Below are 17,413 nucleotides of genomic sequence, written 5' to 3'. Positions count from 1 at the left end.
TGACGACGGTGGCGTGAAAAAGCAATTTGGCATTCTCGAAAAGTTGATCACCGAAGCTGACGAGATTATCAACTGCGGTGATGCCGGACAAGAGGGAGAGCTCATTCAGCGTTGGGTACACACCAAAGCTCAAAATAAAGCGCCAATCAAACGACTATGGATTTCATCGTTAACCGAAGAGGCCATTCGCGAAGGATTTGAAAAATTGCTGGATAGTGCCGAATTCGACAAGCTTTACGAAGCGGGCAGCGCCAGAGCTATTGGCGACTGGCTTTTGGGGATGAATGCCACCCGGGCGTACACCCTCAAGTACGGCCAAAATAAGCAGGTGCTGTCAATCGGTCGGGTGCAAACCCCCACATTGGCGATGATTGTTGAGCGCCAACTGGAAATTGAAAACTTCAAACCTGTACCGTATTGGGAAATCAAAACCACTTATCGCGACACGGTATTTTCGGCTACCAGCGGGCGTTTTCAGAAACCCGAAGACGCGCAAACGGTATTGGAAGCGATTTCGGGAATCGACCTCTACATCGGTAATATTGAAACCAAAAACAGTAACGAACATCCGCCACGGCTATTCGACCTGACTTCACTACAAATTGAGTGCAACCGGAAATTTAGCATGAGCGCCGACGATACGTTGCGAACCATTCAATCGTTATACGAAAAGAAAGTAACCACCTACCCCCGCGTAGATACCACTTTTTTGTCGGACGATATTTACAAAAAAGTACCGGCGACCCTGAAAAACATGAAGGGCTACGAGAACCTCACCCAGCCGATTTTGGATGCCGGGAAAATCCGCAAATCGAAGAAAGTGTTCGACAACAAAAAAATCACCGATCACCATGCTATCATTCCTACCGGGCAAAACCGAATTGACCTGAGTGATGCTGAACGCAAGGTCTTTGATTTGGTGTGCAAACGATTTATTGGTGTATTTTATCCCGATTGTAAAGTGGCCAACACAAGCGTTGAAGCCACGATTGGTGAGCACAATTTCAAAGCCACCGGCAAGCAAATTTTGGAACCGGGCTGGCGTGTTGTTTTTCAGAATGAAGACAAAGACGACAACAGCGACGACCGGATTCTTCCTGCCTTTTCAACCGGCGAACACGGTCCCCATCAACCCGATTTGCAGGAAAAGCAAACCCAGCCACCGCAGTATTTTACCGAAGCAACACTCTTGCGCGCCATGGAAACAGCCGGCAAAAATATGGACGATGAAGAACTGCGCGAATTAATGAAGGAAAACGGTATTGGCCGGCCATCAACACGGGCAAATATTATAGAAACGCTGTTCCGGCGCCGATACATACAAAAAGAACGCAAACGGCTGGTAGCAACCCCAACCGGTGTAGACCTCATTCAAAGTATTGAAAACGACCTGCTAAAATCGGCCGAGCTAACCGGACAGTGGGAACGTAAGTTGCGCCAAATAGAAGATGGTGAAGTGCAGATTACCCAGTTCATGGAGGAAATGAAAAACATGGTGACCGAAGTTATTCAGCAGGTAAAATATTCGCCAAAAAGAACAATCACCATTTTAGAAGATGAGGAAACGCTGAAAGCCAAAGCTAAAGAAGAAGCAAAGCAAAAGAAAAAAGAAGCAGCACAGGCCAAAGCCGACGAAGACATCAGTTGCCCGAAATGTGGTAAAGGCAAACTTTTGAAAGGAAAATCGGCCTATGGTTGTTCCGAATGGAAAGACGGTTGCCGTTTTACCATTCCGTTTAATTTATTCGGAAAGAAATTAACCGACAAGCAAATTTCAACCTTTGCCGGCAAAAAGAAAAGTCCACTAATTAAAGGCTTTAGCTACGAAGATCTGAAAATTGACGGGAAACTGATTTTAAACGAAAACGATGAAATTGTCCTTCAAACGGAGATTAAAGACGACAGCCTGTGTCCGAAATGCAATGTTGGTAAAATAGTGAAAGGCAAAACGGCATACGGCTGTACCAACTTTAAATCGGGCTGTAATTTCCGGGTTCCGTTTGAGATCGCTTTACAAGGTTGACATTTTCTTTCAAAAACGTCGCCCTTGTAAAGCTCTAAAGTTCTAGACCGCGCAAAGCAATTTTTTCATTTCATCGGCCATAATCTTAACCCCTTTTTCAATATCGGCTGGTTCGGCATTGGTAAAATTCAGTCGGATGTGTTGACTCCCCTGCCCTTTGGTATAAAATGAATTTCCGGGAACAAATATCACTCCCCGCTTCATGGTTTGCTGAATCAGTTCATCAGATCGCAAGCCTTCGGGCAAGGTCAACCAAACGAACATTCCTCCGGTCGGCTTCGTAATTCTGATTTCGTCGGGAAGATTTCGTTTTAATGCCTCGATCATAAATCCGGCCTGTTCTGCATACTTTTCCCGAATCCGCTGCAAATGGACATCCAAATCATTGTTTGTCAGGAAGTGGTGCAACACATATTGCGTTAAGTTATTGGCATGCAAATCGGCCGATTGTTTGGCTTTGTCGAAATGAGGAACCAATGCCGGAGGCAGCACCACCCAGCCATTACGCAACCCAGGAGCAACCATCTTCGAAAACGAGCCCGTCCAGGCAACATGGTTGGGTGCAAACTTCCTCACCGGATCTGGAAATTCGCCCTCAAAACAAATCTCATTGTACGGATCATCTTCCAACAAAAACTGATTATAGCGTCGAAGCAACATGGCCAAATCGTTCCGTTTTTCGGCCGAGTAACTAATCCCTGATGGATTCTGTGCATTCGTTACAGCATACATCAGCTTTATATCGTCATTCAGAAACAGGTGTTCAACCTGGGTCAGATTGGCTCCATCTTCGTCCAAATCAACTTCCCGAAAATCGGGCAAATAGCCGGACATGGCTTGTATGGCTCCCAAATAGCTTGGTTTTTCTAAAATCACGCCATCTCCCGGGTTTATAAACAATTTCGACACGATATCGATAGCCTGCTGCGAACCATTCGTAATTACGACCGTTTCGGGTGAAATCGTCATGTTGTATTTCGCACTGTAGCGATTGGCAATCCATTCGCGAAGCGGATAATACCCCAGCGAGCCGGCATACTGAAGAATAGCACGCCCGGAACCGGCCATGACCGCTTGTGTACTTTCGGCCAACGCCTCAACCGGAAACAACAATGGGTTGGGTAAACCCCCGGCAAAGGAAATCATTTCCTTCTGCCCAACTGCGTTTAAAATACTCCGAACAAATGAAACAGGAATGTTTCGATACTGCTGTGAAAACTTCTCCTCAAGAAATTCATTTTTCATAAATGGCTATTTATAAGATTTATATTCGCACACAACAAAAAAGCCCTTTCCGAGGGCTGACCACATCGGAAAGGGCTTTGCAAAAGCAATACAATCCCGGTCCTAAGTGGGTGGCACCACGCGGACAAGCGCAATATTCGCGACAACTGTATGGCTAAACGTTCGATTCATATTAAAATAAAAAAGCCATTCTCCGAAGAGAATGGCTCACATTATAAGTTTAAATATCTTAACAATCCATACTCTTCCCAATCAAATCGCGGTGACCGCGACTGCTACGACGAGAATATGAATTGAATTTGTCATCATTGTTTTACAAAGGAAAATTAAATTTTGAGCCGACAATCGCCTCACCCCAAATTTTCCATTTTAAAGAAGAAGAATTTAAATTGACGTAATTTGACTTAACATTCGGGTCCTTCGTATTCAAAACCTGCATCCAAACGAAGTAAATCTCCGATCAACCTATCCGACAGCGGTTGCTACTCCAAGAACAGGCAGGCAAACAACAATCGAACACAGATGATCTTTTATTGGAAATAGAATGGGGCCAATTCGTGAAAGAAATGGCCCCATCATCAGCAGTCTATTTTTGTTTGATTATTTCAGCCATTTATCCAGCCAGTTTTTAAATACCCGCTGCCAAACAATTCCGTTTTGGGCCGAAGACACCCAGTGGTTTTCTTCGGGGAAGAATAAAAACTGTGCCGGTACATCACGCAATACGGCCGCGTTGAAGGCTCCCATTCCTTGCGTATAGGGAATTCGGAAATCCTTCTCGCCATGAATCACCAAGATTGGCGCGTTCCATTTATCGACAAACAAGTGCGGCGAAAAAGTGTATGAGCGTTGTGCCGCGGCATTTGATTTGTCCCAATACGGGCCACCAATATCCCAGTTTTCGAACCACATTTCTTCTGTCGTCACATACATCTGGTCGAAGTTAAAGATACCACAATGAGAAATGAATGCCTTAAAGCGGTTGCTTTCGTTGTGCCCTGCCAGGAAGTTTACCGAGAAACCGCCATAACTGGCACCAATTGCTCCCAAGCGATCGGCATCAACGTACGGTTCTTTGGCAACTTCATCAATTGCTGACAGGTAATCCTGAATGTTTAAGCCACCATAATCTTTGCTGATTTGCTCCAGCCACTCCATACCAAAACCGGGCAAGCCGCGACGGTTTGGAGCAACAATAATATACTCGTTGGCCGCCATCATTTGGAAGTTCCAACGGTACGACCAAAACTGGCTGACAGTTCCCTGAGGCCCCCCTTGACAATATAGCAATGTTGGATATTTTTTATTGGGATCGAAATGGGGCGGATAAATAACCCAAACCAACATGTCTTTATCGTCAACGGTCTTCACCCAGCGACGTTCTACTTTTCCCATTTTCAACTGATCCAACAAGCCTTTATTTACTGCTGTCAGCGGCTCATCTTTTCCTGTCGCTGCATCAACCAAATACAATTCAGCCGGTTGCGACATAGATACTTTTGTAGCCACCAACTTGCCATCCGTCGTTTCTTCAACAGTTTGATAGTTGTGAACTCCGTCGGTAACACGCTGCATCTGTCCGTCAGCCAAACTCAAACGATAAATCTCATCTGTCGCATGAATATCGCTGATAAAATAAATCGCCTGACCATCGCGACTCCAGCTTAAGTGCTCTGCATTCTGCTCCCAGTTGGCCGAGTAATTTTTTTCGTCACCTGTCTCCATGTTCATAACAAACAATCGAGTTTGATCCGCTTCGTAGCCATCGCGCTCCATACTAGTCCAAGCCAACTGTTTGCCGTCGGGTGAGAATGTTGGGTTTTTGTCGTAACCTTTGTGTTCAGGTGTTAGGTTTCTGGTTTCACCACTTTCCAAATCGTAAGCATACAAATCTGAATTGGTACTTTCAGCATAAGCCTTCCCGGTGAGCTTTTTGCACGAATATACGAGCAACCTGCTATCCGGACTCCAGGTAATCTGTTCTGTCCCATCAAATGGACGACCGGGCGCGTCAAATTTTTCACCTTCCAAAATATCTTTTCCTCCGGTAATGCGGTCATTAGTTATTTCGGCAATGAAGATATGCTTGTAGGTATAGTCGTGCCATTGATCCCAATGCCGGTACATTAGATCCGTTTCCAAACGAGCGTTCGCTTTGGGCAGATCGGGAAACATATCGTTGATCGTTTCATCCAGTTTTACCTTTTTCACATAAGCAATTCTCTTCGAATCGGGAGCGTACTTAAATCCTTCAATTCCACCTTCAATGTCGGTAATTTGCTCGGGGTGAGAACCATCGGAATTCATTTCCCAAAGTTGACTACTTTCTGTTGCCGACGAAATAAAACCGATTCGCTTTCCGTCGGGTCTCCACATCGGTTCCGATTCATTGGAAGCCGTATTGGTAAGTTGAACTACTTTTCCGCCTCCAGCAGGGACAGTATATAGCTCGCGGTAGCCTTTATTCTCTTCAATATTGAAATAGGTTACCGCAAAAAGTACTGTTTTGCCATCGGGAGATAAAGAACTATTTCCGACTCGACCAAAAGACCAAAGCACTTCCGGTGTCATCACATCTGAATCCAAGGTTGGAGTTTCAGGCACAAAGCTCTTGCTTACATCACTCATTGTTTGGGGTTTAGTACACGCATTCAGTAATAATGCCGTGACAAGTAAAACATAGATATTTCTCATAAACTGTTAAAAATTTCAGGATCCGCAAATTACGGTTTTCACAACACTAAAAAAAGGATGAATCTTATTCTCCCAGCCATTTTATCGGGGAAGTTTGAAAATTTCCAGAAAAAAGAAAACCCCACCTTCATTTAGGCAGGGTCGGTTTTACAAAATTGCAAGTAACTCTCAATCAATACTTATAAACTCCCTCATAGCTGAACTCTGTCCCGTCGAAATCAGTCGCTCGCACAATGTAATTGAGCGAATCCCGGTCGGTCAGCTGCAAATCCGATAAATCGAAAGTTACAAATGCCGACATGGCGTACGACTGCAGATCGTTATTGTTGTTGTGTCGCAATTCCAGTTCCAGTGGCAAATCTTCCTCCGTTATTTCCCCCGGTGTTTTTACCAGATTAATAAAATGAATTTGTGAATTCCCATAGTACTGCAACTGAAAGTTCAGCATATGATCCTTAGTCCAAACCTCTTTAACATGAATCGGGTCGTTTCCGATACTGTCTTCAATTTCGGAGGTGATGTCTAAAACTCCCTTGTAGAGTACCTTTCGTAGTGAGTTTATTTTGGCATTGTACTGTTCCTCACCGTCGGTTACGACCTTCTCGCCAACCACCGTGTAGTTGACAATTACGCGGACATCGTTCGTAAACGTCTCAATATCGATCTGATTCAAATTTACCGGCACAATGGAATAACCATCGTCCACATGAATCTTAAAATCAGCCCCTTCCGCACCCGACTCAATCAACCCAAAGTCAACCCAAATATTACTCAACGAGCATTCGTCGTCGTCATCAAAACCACAGCTTGCAATGCAAAAAGCTGTCATTAAAATCAAACTAATTTTCAACACCTTTTTCATAACCTATTCTTCATTTTATCGGTTTTTATAGAAATCGTTAATTCATGAATAAAATGCAACTACAACATATAGATGCATACGATGAGAAAAGGTTGCGCGTTATACTAAAACCACAAAGTGACATATCTAGATATTTTTACATTTATTGTGAAGAATTTTTGCTTCAAATTGCCTGAAGAACTTATATTTGCTTTAAGAAATTAAAACCCGACGCACAAAAACGTTTTATAAAAGGAGAATATATGAAGCAATTTATAATCATCATGAGTCTGAGTATCCTGAGCCTTGTTAGTTGCGCTACAGACGGGAAAAAAGACAAATCTGAACAAACAAATGGCGATGAGAACACGAAAGTTGTCAGCCTGATTGAGAAAGAACAGTTTTTGAAGGAAGTATGGGACTACGAAAAATCACCGAATGAATGGAAGTTTTTAGGTGACAAACCAGTCATTATAGACTTTTACGCCGATTGGTGTGGACCGTGTAAAGTTGCCGGCCCAATTTTGGAAGATGTTGCTAAAGAATACAATGGTAAAATCACGGTTTACAAAATTGATACCCAACGTGAACGCGAATTAGCGTCGGTGTTTGGCATTACCAGCATTCCTGCATTTTTGTATATCCCGGTAGAAGGCAAACCCATGATGACTGCCGGTATTGGTCGTACGAATGAGCAAACGAGACAAATGTTCGTCGACAATATCGAGCAACACTTATTGGCGCCCAAGCAATGATGTAAAATATCACCTCTTTATTTGACTAAAGGACAGCTATCTGCTGCCCTTTTTAGTTTATCAATCAGAACCAATCATTTTGCAAATGATCAGACTATGGCCTTCTATTTAATTGACGTATTGCAAAATCCATTTGGCAAACATCGCATCTAACTCCTTCGTTTTTTCAGGATAGTCTTTCGCCAGATTCACTCGTTCAGTTGGATCTTGTTCAATATTGTACAAATCCCAAGGCTGGTCTTCTCCGTGTTTCACAATCTTCCATCCGTTGTATACCATTGCACGTCCTGTGTGCCATTGCCAGAAAATAGGACTGCTGCGTTCAATCGTCTCCCTTTTCATCGTGGGCATCAAACTTATTCCCCGTTGAGGAGTGATTTCCTGTCCGTTAAATTTTACTGGATATTCTGCTCCCGCTATTTCAATTAGCGTTGGCATAATATCAACAAAATGACCGGTAAAATCCGATTTCGAATTTGCTTTTATTTTGTTTGGCCACCAGGCAATCAGCGGCGTATTTATTCCACCTTCGTAGCTGTATGTTTTGTAAAACCGAAAAGGAGTATTGCTCACATTGGCCCAGTTTTCGCCCAACGAAACCCAACGGTCAATCCCTCCAATTACCCCCGAATCATTATCATTTTCAAGGTTCACTACCTCAGCCGACGCTCCATTGTCGGACATAAACAGAATGATGGAATTATCGAGCTGCCCCAACCGCTTCAGCTCACTCAGTACCCGACCAATATTTTGATCCATGCGATCGATCATAGCCGCATAAACTTCCATTTTTTGAGCTTCCAAGTCTTTTTCCCGCTCATCAAGTTTGTCCCAGGCGGTAAATGTAGGCTCCGAAAGTACGTAAGTGCGGTCGATCAATCCATTTTTCGATTGTTTTTCATACCTGGCCGCCCTTATTTTTTCGTATCCAACATTGTATTTCCCCTTGTATTTTTGGATATCCTCAGGCCATGCCATCAACGGATCATGCGGGGCGGTGTAGGCCAGGTAAAGGAAAAATGGCTTTTCCGCAGCCGACGCGTCATTGATGAAGTCAATGGCATAACTGGTGAAATAATCAGTCGTATAAAAGTCTTTTTCGTTGGGTGTGTAACCGACATACTCGGTACTATCAATACACCATTCTCTTTTTGCTGATTTTTGTGCGGGCTTGGCTTCCCCTTCGCGTTGCTTTCCCGGATTAAAATAATTACAACAGCCATCTTTCAATCCGTAGTAACGATCGAACCCCCTGTAAATTGGATTCTCTACCCCGTGATGTTTCCCACTCCAATAGGTTGAATAACCTGCTTCCCGAAGAACTTCGCCAATGGTTACCGCGTTTTTAATGGGCTGCGAATATTTCTGATCGTATCCGCAATCATGCGCATAAACACCGGTTAACAGCGAAGCTCTGGAAGGAAAGCATTTGGAGGTGTTGTGAAACTGGGTAAAACGCATGCCTTCCTGCGCCAATCGATCGAGATTTGGTGTTTCAATTTCACTTCCGTAGCAACCAATATCCGACCATCCTAAATCGTCGGCACAAATTAAAATGATGTTGGGTTTTGAAGTGGCCGTTTTTGGGGCCGAACAGGCCAGAATATTAAAAGCAACGAACAGAATAAAGAATATCGCCTTTTTCATTTTGGAAAGATTAATAGTACTCAACGTTTAACACAGATACAAAATCGTAGGGTTTCTATTTCGCAAACCGTACGAATAAAAACTGCTGCTTCTGCTTCTACGAAAGTGGGGTTTTACTTCCTAAAAACGAAATGTTTTCGTGTTTATTGGGGATCGAGTACCTATCAACGTTCAATTAGCCAGAACTTGTATTTTTTTGCCACTTTAATTTAACGGGGTAGAATAATTCTGCGTTGTCGCGATTAATCAAAACCGATCAATGCCACAAAGAAATGGCTGGCAGTTTTTTATGAAAACCGACCAGCCAACACCCAGTATTACAATGTGCTATTCGACATGAACGACTGGCAACACACTAAATTTGCTTCCAATCTCCTTGCATTTAAGCCCCAATTCAATCCGAACAGCAAAGCAATAATTACTTACAATTCCCTCTGCTTCGTCCATGTCCAAAACCACCTTTCCGACCTTTGTTACCAGATTCCTGTTCGCTTTCAATAATTTCAGAAAAATGCTCAGTGGTCATGAGCACCGGTTTGTAATCGACACCCTTGTTAGCCAGAACCCGGGTGAACGCCCGCAAGTGATTCCGACTTGCCCGCAGTAAATTCGAATAGACCTGTTTAATTTGCTCATTCGACACCATTTCGAGCTGCTTTTCCAAATCCAGAATATCGAGTTCTTCAACATAAGCCCCGCTTTTTAAAGCATCAACCAAGGATAGCTTCCCATCGGCTAACAGCCTGTTGTAAACAGCTTGCAAACCGGAATTATTGAAAACGCCGGTTTGATCACTTGCTGGATCTTTCATTTCGTAGGTTTCCAAAAGCATCAACATCGCGTTCATATGTGTTGATTCACTTTGCGAAATATTGCTAAATATGCGCATTTCATATTGTTTGTAGAACTCGGTGTACAAGTCGTGCGCCATCTTTTCCTCTTCCCGCATATGTAGCATTCCTGATTTCACTTCTTCAGAAATCGAATCAACAGCAACACTCGAGCCGCCGGTCGTTTTTGGTACTAACCGATTTGTCGCACAAGCTTGATTTTGCGTAAAGGCAAACAACGCGAGCAGGAGTGCAAATAACTTAACTGATGGACGATACATAGCAGTCCCTCCTATTCGTTAGTTACAACACAGGTTCCGTTACCTTGTCCGTTTCCAGCTCTGCTTTGTCCCTGACCATTGGTGTTACCGGCACCATTTCCCTTACCGTTACGCTTGCCTTTTGAATTGGCTTTATTGCTCCGGTTTTTCTGATTGATTTCCTGCCAGCTGGTAAATTCTTTTTGCTGATCTTCATTTAATAACGCTTTCACAGCATTTTGATGTGCGTTGCGGGCGACCAGCATTTTCTCCCGGATATTTGCTTTTGTCGTTGCATCGGTCGTTGCTTGCCTTTGAGTGCGGAAATCGGCCATTTGTGTCTGGTAACTGCTTTCAAGCTCTGTGATTGAGCTTTTTTGTTCCTCTGTGAGATTTGAAATCCCGCTTACACATGAATTCCTTTTTACTTTTTGTGCTTCTGCCTGAAAATTCGAAGCCACCATTAAAATCACTGCAAAAATTCCAATTGTTGTTTTCATAACTTGTGTTTTTTAAAATTTCTAGTTCGTTTCTACTATTCTTCCGAAAAGGAAGGGTTTACTGCTTTGACACAGTTGGAAACAGAAACTTGTGCTGGTTGCTCTAATTTCTTCAAAAAAAAATTCTGAACCGATTTATCGATTCAGAATTCCCTGGTAATAACCCGCCACTACTGATTCCTTTTACCATTTCTGCGTTGCTTTCCTGGAAGATTCACTCGCTCGTCACTATTTAGCATCGATTGAAAAATTACGGCCAGCTCCGCTTTTTGCTGGTCGTTACAGATTGATTTTAATTCGATATACAAATCACAAGTGGCCATTTTCAACTGTTCGTGTCTATTCCCTACTCCGCGTGCTATTTCCTGAAGCTTTTCAATATCGACAGAATCAGAAAAAAGCTCATTCAGCATTTCAGTGCGCAGTTCACTCATATTTTCGGTAATTCCCCTTGCCTTCCTGTTAAATTTTCGATTGGCGTCGCGAAACGGAATTAACTGCTCGCTGCTCAAACCTAATTGTTCGTTGAAAAAACGAGTTCGGTAATCGCCCTGTACTTCGGGTTCGGCTTTTATGGTCTGCGCCAAATGGTTTTGCCGTGTATGGTAAAAAACCGTCGCAATAGTTGCCAAATTGGTAGCTAATAAGATGACGACCAGCCAGCTCAATATTTTTACGTTTCTAAACATCACTCAAAATTTAAAAGAAATTGTTCAATTGGCTCTTCCGACAAATCGTCGAAAGGAACTAAAACAGCAGTTTCAGTCTGCACGCTATCCGCTTGAGTCTGGTCGCCAATCCAGATCCCGAAACGGATTCCCACCACCAGCAAAAAAACGACCAAAACCGGCTGCAAAACTCTGGTTAAAGCAAATGACTTAGTGGATTGTCGGGCATCTATTCTATTTTTCACACCGGCATAAAAATATGAACCCGGCGACTGTTTTTGATTCTCCTCCAAAATACGGAGAGTCGATTTCAGCTCTGCAAACAGAGCCCGACAGTCGGCGCACAAATCAAGATGAGCCTCAATTTCGTTGTGTTCAGCTTCCGACAAACTACCTTCCAGGTAGAAAATCAGCTTGTCGCGAATCGTATTATGATTTTGCTTCGTCATAGTTTATTGACACGTTTTCATTATAAAACTTGCGGAGCTATCCCCCATTTTTATACCATGCATATAGTTTTTTCTGCAACCCCAGTTTCGCCCGGTGAATTAATGATTCAACAGAAGATATCGAAAGCCCCATCACTTCTGCAATATCCTGATACGAAAGATCGTCGAGCTTGCTGAGTGTAAAAGCTACGCGTTGTCGCTCTGGCAGGCTGTTTATAGCCTGCTTCAGTCTCGCTCTTTTTTGGTCATTTTCAACTTCCTGATCGGGTCTGGAACGCCAGCTTTCGTCTTCAACATCCCGATTCGTATCGCCTTGAAATCGCAGTCCGATCGACTGAAAAAAGCGACGTCGTTTATTATTCCGAATAAAATTCAACGAACGGTTAACAGCAATCCGGTAAATCCAGGTCGACAGCTTTGAGTCGCCACGAAATTGCTGCAGCGCATGATAGACTTCCACGAAAATTTCCTGCGCCAAATCCTCAGCATCATCCCGATTCTGAACAAACCCTAAACAGGTACGAAACACCATTAACTGATGTTCTTCCACCAAAAGCCGAAAGGCTTTCTCGCTGCCTTTAGAAATCTGATCTACCAGTTCCTGATCTGTCATGAAATGATTAAGTGTTTTTTTGAATTTTGACACCAATGGAACGCAAACCTTGCGGTGAATTTCGTTAAATCATCAGCTGTTTTTTTTCAAAAGAAAAACAGTCATTCAATTTCGTAATTTTTCGGCAGAACTAATGGACCGCAACGACTAAAAGTATATTCTCAAATTTGGGTTAGAGTAGAAACCCATAAAACACCAGCCCTAAAACCCTGCGTTTTATCATGTTTTACCCATGAATATGAAAACTTTACCGCCATATTTAATCTTTTTAACGAAATTTTCATCCGTAGCACTGAGAAATCCCTAATTTTAGTGAAATTTTGAACCGAAATGATAAAAACAGTTATTCTAACCTCCTCAATTTTCTATTTACTGGGGTTGAAAATGTCTCAAAATATTGAGTCCGCTCAAAATAGTCAACAGGATAAAAATTCAATTTCTACGACCAAAGAGCAAGTGGAAACACCAGTTGAAATTGAAGAAACTGACGAACAGAAAACGCTTCACATTGCTCCTCCGAAAGAAACAAAACTTGAAAATTCGGATTCCGGATTAAACTCGATCATTCGGAAAAAATCGACTCACTTGTTGGAAAAAATGGACTAAACGTCCGGTTTCGATTCAAAAAAAGCTTCCAGCCCGGGATAGTGAAATTTTTCCCGGGCAATGCGTTCGGGATAAATAAAATACGTCACCTCTGCCTCTGTACACAGTTTCCCTTCGTCGTTCCAGATTTGCGCCTGTATCTTAGCCAATCGTTTCTGCGTTTCCACTAGCTTGGCACGCAAATAAATTTTACCTGCATTCGTGTAAACCGGCTCTTTATATTTCGTAGTCAATGAAGTAGTAACTCCAGCCGTACCGCATTTCACGTAAACCACCCATGCTGCTATTTCATCAAGCATGGTGGCTTGAATCCCTCCATGTAACACATTCACCCATCCCATAAAATGCGGAATTGGTTCCCATTCGCAATACAACTCGTCGCCATCTTCCCAAAACTCTAGTTTTAACCCGATCGGGTTATGAGGCGAACAACCAATACATTGGTACAGTTCGGGGTCATCGTTACGATGAACATTTACTATTTTTCTCATGCTTTGCAAAAAAAAAGCCGGCGAGGAAAATCCCAACCGGCTGCTGTCTTATTTAATGTCTAGTTATTTCCTAAAATCAGTGGAAGACCTTCTTCACTACTTCCGACCACAACAACTTTTGCGTTTTGCGATTTAGCAAGTTCCAACGTCGCTTCTATTCCACGTTGAGTCAAAATGTTCTTTGTTAAACTGGAATTGATAATCTGGTTGAACGCCGCGATACCTTCGGCTTCAATCCGCTTCCGTTCAGCCTCCGATGTTTCACGTGTTAAACGGAACTGGTATGCTAAGGCTTCCTGCTCCGTTTTAAGCTTGTTTTCAATCGCGATCCGAATTTGATCAGGCAAATTGATTGAACGAATCAGCAAGGCGCGCATATCAATATTGTTCTTTTCCAGAATTACCTTTGTCTCCTCAATTACAGCCTGTTCTACTTCGCTGCGTTTGGTTGAATAAATTTCTTCTGCACTATAACGACCGGCTACCTGCCGAACCATCGAACGAACCTCCGGCACAATCAACTGATCGATATAGCGGATGCCAAAAATTTCATGCAAGGTGCCGATTTTATTATAAACAGGATTGAAACGAACCGATACATCGACATTGATTGACAAGCCGTTTTTATCCAGTACATCCATCGTTTCTTCGCGCTGTTGTTCTTTCACGTCATACACAATTAAATCATTCCAGGGAGCCACTAAATGAAACCCGGGCATGTAGATGTCTTCCTTATCCAGACCGCCGCTAAAAGGCCGGAAAACAATACCGCGCTCTCCCGGGTTCAGCGTATAGAACATGCTGCTTCCAAAAAACACTAAAACGAGCAGACCAATGGCTGCAAAAATTAAATACGATTTTTTCAGGTTATCCATATTTTGTAAGTTTTCAATATAATTATACGATATTAAACAATTGTACCCAATTAAACAAAAGCGAGTTGAAATGTTCGTCATCGGGGATAACAAATATTACTTTGACAATCGACTTATTTTTAACTAGATTTGGCCTTATTCAACCAACAAACGACGCTTTATGATCGGTTCTTCAGAGCTTATAATCAACCCCGACGGGAGTATTTTTCACCTCCATTTAAAACCCGAACAAATTGCAGACCAAATCATTATGGTAGGCGATCCGGGTCGCGTTGAGTTAATTGCATCCCTTTTCTCAAGGGTTGAACTCACTGTTCGTAACCGCGAATTTGTTAGCCTAACCGGTTGGTACAATGAAAAACGGATTACCGTTATTTCTACCGGAATCGGAACCGACAATATAGACATCGTTCTCAATGAGTTGGATGCTTTGGTAAACATCGATTTTACAACCCGGGAAATAAAAAGTAAAAAACGTTCGCTAAACATTATCCGAATCGGAACTTCAGGCGGACTACAGCCCTTTTTAGATGTAAACTCCTTTGTTATTTCTCGCAAAGCAATTGGCTTCGATGGTTTACTTAACTTCTATGCCGGCCGCAACCAGGTGTCGGACCAAATGTTTGAGATGGCATTTAAAAATCATGTAAAATGGAACGAATTACTGACAGCACCCTACGTTGTAAATGCTTCTGACGAACTTTTTGATAAAATAAATGATGAGAACTTCACCTCGGGAGTGACAATTTCGGCCCCGGGATTTTATGGTCCACAGGGTCGCGTAGTGCGACTTCCGATCGTTGATCCGGATATCAATTCCAAAATTGAAAGCTTCAGCTTCGAAGGGAATAAAATCACCAATTACGAAATGGAATGCTCGGCGATATATGGGCTTTCGGCCTTACTGGGGCATCGGGCACTGACAGTTTGCCTGATTATCGCTAATCGACTGAGTAAACAGGCGAACGGAGAATATCACCCTCAAATGAAGAAGCTAATTCAGTTGGTTTTGGATAAATTGACAGAATAATTTATCTTCCGCAAATAAGACGAACCTATGGAACGTGAAAAACTTCAAGCCTTAATTTCACTACTCGACGACCCGGATGAAGCAGTTTTCAAACTGGTTGAAAAGGAACTACTCAAAGAAGAAGACCTACGAACTGATGAGCTGGAAAACGTTTGGGAAACCAGTTTGGATGAACTGATGCAGAATCGGATTGAAAATCTCATTCAACAAATCCAATTTCGGGAAACCAGCCGTAAAATTCAAAGCTGGTCAACAAAAGAGAGTGTCGATTTATTTGAAGGTTTTTTTCTCCTTAGCAAATACCAATATCCCGAATTAAAAGAAAAAAGCATCCGGAGTCAACTGAAAAAAATTGCCAGCGATGTGTGGCTCGAAATTAACAATCGGCTGACTTCAATCGAAAAAATCACTGTTCTGAACCACATTTTATTTGATGTTAACAAGTTTTCGCTGAACGCAAATAACCTACAGCTACCCCAAAATTGCTACCTCAATCAATTGCTGGAGACCAGGAAAGGAAATGCCATTTCACTCACTATTCTATATGCCTTAGTTGCACGCGATCTCGGATTTCCGATTCAGATTATTGATTTTCCGCAAAACCCACTTCTTGCCTATATCGATCAGGAAGTGGCCCGAAAGGCCATGGGCGACGATTACGATTCGAACGTTCTTTTTTACATCAACCCGGCAAACAACGGAGCAATCATCGGACGAAAGGAAATCGAATATTTCATGAAGAAAAACGAAACAATCGATGAGTCGGTGTTGACTACGCCATGCGAAGACCGTAAAATCATCAAACTATTGATTAAAAATCTCATTGAATCATACGAACTTGTTGGCCAGAATGAAAAGGTAAACGACCTGAGTTTTATCGCTGGATTATTGGAATAATCAGCTACCCGACTGTCCGTACGAACGTGTTTTCCGGATAAGCGATATCGGTCAGAAAAAGCCCTTCAGCCGGAGCCGAAACGCCGGCTGCTCCCCGATCTTTTTGCTCAATAACTTGTCGAAAACCGGCAACTGTCATCTTTCCCTGCCCCACTGCAACCAAAGTTCCGACAATTGCCCGAACCATATTGCGTAAAAATCGATCGGCTTTAATCGTGAAAATTAAGCGATGCCCTTCCTGCGCCCATTCTGCCTGATAAATTTTACAATTATTGGTCTTAACGTCGGTGTGCAATTTGCTGAAACTGGTAAAATCGACAAACTCAAACAACACGCGACAAGCCTCATTCATTAAATCAATGTTTAAAGGACGTCCAAAATACCACGATGATTCCTGAACAAATGGATCTTTGCGTTGATTGATGTAGTATTGATAAGTTCGGGAAACGGCGCCAAAGCGTGCGTGCGCTTCTGCTTCAACCTTGGTAAGCCTGAAGATCACAATATCGCGACCTAAAAAGCTATTCAACTTATAACAAAAACTCTCTAAATCGAGGCCTTGATCCTCCGAGTCGAAATGAGCGACATAATAGCTGGCATGCACTCCGGTATCAGTCCGTCCGGCGCCGGTTACCCCAATCTCATCCCGACAAATGGTGCTCAATGCACGTTCCAAATCTTCTTGCACACTTTTCGCGTTTGGCTGAATTTGCCATCCGTGGTAGCGAGTGCCGTTGTAGGCCAACTCCATAAAATATCGCTGTTTCAATTGCTGCAGGTTTAATTAAAAAATTTGAAAAGTCTGACTTTAGAAAGGCCGAAAATATTAAATTTACGGCTCATTTCAAGGGTAATTAACTTAACAATCTTTAACAAAGTTATACCCTTTTTTGGAGTCTCAAACACTAATTTCGTCAACCAAAAATACAATATAGAATCTAAGAAATATGAATCAAGCAGTTGATATTCGTGAGCTCAATGAACGAATC

Annotated in this window: 17 protein-coding genes; 5 read left to right on the top strand and 12 right to left on the bottom strand. The window is 42.7% G+C overall.

Annotated features, from left to right (window positions below):
• Nucleotides 1-2,023: DNA topoisomerase (locus tag ABZD21_RS18350; protein WP_372776585.1), on the top strand; the 2,023-nt coding region annotated here is incomplete at its 5' end.
• Nucleotides 2,024-2,065: 42 nt separating this feature from the next.
• Here ABZD21_RS18350 and ABZD21_RS18345 read toward each other — a convergent pair.
• The 3 genes from ABZD21_RS18345 to ABZD21_RS18335 all read right to left on the bottom strand — a co-directional run bounded on the left by ABZD21_RS18345 (nucleotide 2,066) and on the right by ABZD21_RS18335 (nucleotide 6,824).
• Complete coding sequence (locus ABZD21_RS18345) at nucleotides 2,066-3,268, bottom strand: PLP-dependent aminotransferase family protein (RefSeq protein WP_372776584.1); 1,203 nt, start codon at nucleotides 3,266-3,268, stop codon at nucleotides 2,066-2,068.
• 600 nt (nucleotides 3,269-3,868) lie between these two features.
• Nucleotides 3,869-5,896, bottom strand: coding sequence for a prolyl oligopeptidase family serine peptidase (locus ABZD21_RS18340; protein WP_372776583.1), 2,028 nt, complete (start codon nucleotides 5,894-5,896; stop codon nucleotides 3,869-3,871).
• Nucleotides 5,897-6,134: 238 nt separating this feature from the next.
• Entirely contained in the window at nucleotides 6,135-6,824 is a 690-nt protein-coding gene (locus tag ABZD21_RS18335) for a NigD-like C-terminal domain-containing protein (RefSeq protein WP_372776582.1), read from the bottom strand.
• A gap of 242 nt (nucleotides 6,825-7,066) precedes the next feature.
• Here ABZD21_RS18335 and ABZD21_RS18330 point away from each other — a divergent pair, with 242 nt between their 5' ends.
• Nucleotides 7,067-7,558: a thioredoxin family protein gene (locus ABZD21_RS18330; protein WP_372776581.1), complete on the top strand. Its 492-nt coding sequence runs from the start codon at nucleotides 7,067-7,069 to the stop codon at nucleotides 7,556-7,558.
• A 108-nt stretch (nucleotides 7,559-7,666) separates the two neighbouring features.
• Here the strand turns inward: ABZD21_RS18330 and ABZD21_RS18325 are convergent, their stop codons facing one another.
• The 6 genes from ABZD21_RS18325 to ABZD21_RS18300 form a co-directional block, all read right to left on the bottom strand.
• The gene (locus tag ABZD21_RS18325) at nucleotides 7,667-9,205 is read right to left on the bottom strand and encodes an arylsulfatase (RefSeq protein ID WP_372776580.1); all 1,539 of its coding nucleotides are present in this window, start codon (nucleotides 9,203-9,205) and stop codon (nucleotides 7,667-7,669) included.
• Nucleotides 9,206-9,623: 418 nt separating this feature from the next.
• On the bottom strand, nucleotides 9,624-10,316 hold the full coding sequence (locus tag ABZD21_RS18320; protein ID WP_372776579.1) for a DUF2202 domain-containing protein: 693 nt from the start codon (nucleotides 10,314-10,316) through the stop codon (nucleotides 9,624-9,626).
• Nucleotides 10,317-10,327: 11 nt separating this feature from the next.
• Nucleotides 10,328-10,795, bottom strand: a complete 468-nt coding sequence (locus tag ABZD21_RS18315) for a hypothetical protein (protein WP_372776578.1) — start codon at nucleotides 10,793-10,795, stop codon at nucleotides 10,328-10,330.
• A 170-nt stretch (nucleotides 10,796-10,965) separates the two neighbouring features.
• Nucleotides 10,966-11,484, bottom strand: coding sequence for a hypothetical protein (locus ABZD21_RS18310; RefSeq protein ID WP_372776577.1), 519 nt, complete (start codon nucleotides 11,482-11,484; stop codon nucleotides 10,966-10,968).
• Nucleotides 11,484-11,912: an anti-sigma factor gene (locus ABZD21_RS18305; RefSeq protein ID WP_372776576.1), complete on the bottom strand. Its 429-nt coding sequence runs from the start codon at nucleotides 11,910-11,912 to the stop codon at nucleotides 11,484-11,486. The genes ABZD21_RS18310 and ABZD21_RS18305 overlap by 1 nt, the downstream gene beginning before the upstream one ends.
• Before the next feature lie 37 nt (nucleotides 11,913-11,949).
• Complete coding sequence (locus ABZD21_RS18300) at nucleotides 11,950-12,525, bottom strand: RNA polymerase sigma factor (protein WP_372776575.1); 576 nt, start codon at nucleotides 12,523-12,525, stop codon at nucleotides 11,950-11,952.
• Nucleotides 12,526-12,855: 330 nt separating this feature from the next.
• Here ABZD21_RS18300 and ABZD21_RS18295 point away from each other — a divergent pair, with 330 nt between their 5' ends.
• Nucleotides 12,856-13,131, top strand: a complete 276-nt coding sequence (locus tag ABZD21_RS18295; protein WP_372776574.1) for a hypothetical protein — start codon at nucleotides 12,856-12,858, stop codon at nucleotides 13,129-13,131.
• Here the strand turns inward: ABZD21_RS18295 and ABZD21_RS18290 are convergent.
• Both ABZD21_RS18290 and ABZD21_RS18285 read right to left on the bottom strand, forming a co-directional pair.
• Entirely contained in the window at nucleotides 13,128-13,622 is a 495-nt protein-coding gene (locus ABZD21_RS18290; RefSeq protein ID WP_372776573.1) for a PaaI family thioesterase, read from the bottom strand. The two genes, ABZD21_RS18295 and ABZD21_RS18290, sit on opposite strands and share 4 nt — an antisense overlap.
• Before the next feature lie 59 nt (nucleotides 13,623-13,681).
• On the bottom strand, nucleotides 13,682-14,497 hold the full coding sequence (locus tag ABZD21_RS18285) for a prohibitin family protein (RefSeq protein ID WP_372776572.1): 816 nt from the start codon (nucleotides 14,495-14,497) through the stop codon (nucleotides 13,682-13,684).
• A gap of 160 nt (nucleotides 14,498-14,657) precedes the next feature.
• On the opposite strand from ABZD21_RS18285, the gene ABZD21_RS18280 reads away from it, so the two are divergent.
• Nucleotides 14,658-15,527, top strand: coding sequence for a nucleoside phosphorylase (locus tag ABZD21_RS18280; protein ID WP_372776571.1), 870 nt, complete (start codon nucleotides 14,658-14,660; stop codon nucleotides 15,525-15,527).
• 27 nt (nucleotides 15,528-15,554) lie between these two features.
• Complete coding sequence (locus ABZD21_RS18275) at nucleotides 15,555-16,424, top strand: transglutaminase-like domain-containing protein (protein ID WP_372776570.1); 870 nt, start codon at nucleotides 15,555-15,557, stop codon at nucleotides 16,422-16,424.
• A gap of 4 nt (nucleotides 16,425-16,428) precedes the next feature.
• Here the strand turns inward: ABZD21_RS18275 and truA are convergent, their stop codons facing one another.
• Nucleotides 16,429-17,193 carry a tRNA pseudouridine(38-40) synthase TruA gene (gene truA, locus ABZD21_RS18270; RefSeq protein WP_372776569.1) on the bottom strand — a complete coding sequence of 255 codons (765 nt, stop codon included), beginning with the start codon at nucleotides 17,191-17,193 and terminating at the stop codon, nucleotides 16,429-16,431.
• Between the last annotated feature and the right edge of the window lie 220 nt (nucleotides 17,194-17,413).

Source organism: Mangrovibacterium sp. (genome assembly GCF_041596335.1).
In the GTDB taxonomy this organism is placed as follows: Bacteria; Bacteroidota; Bacteroidia; order Bacteroidales; family Prolixibacteraceae; genus Mangrovibacterium.
This window is presented reverse-complemented; position numbering and strand designations above follow the sequence as displayed.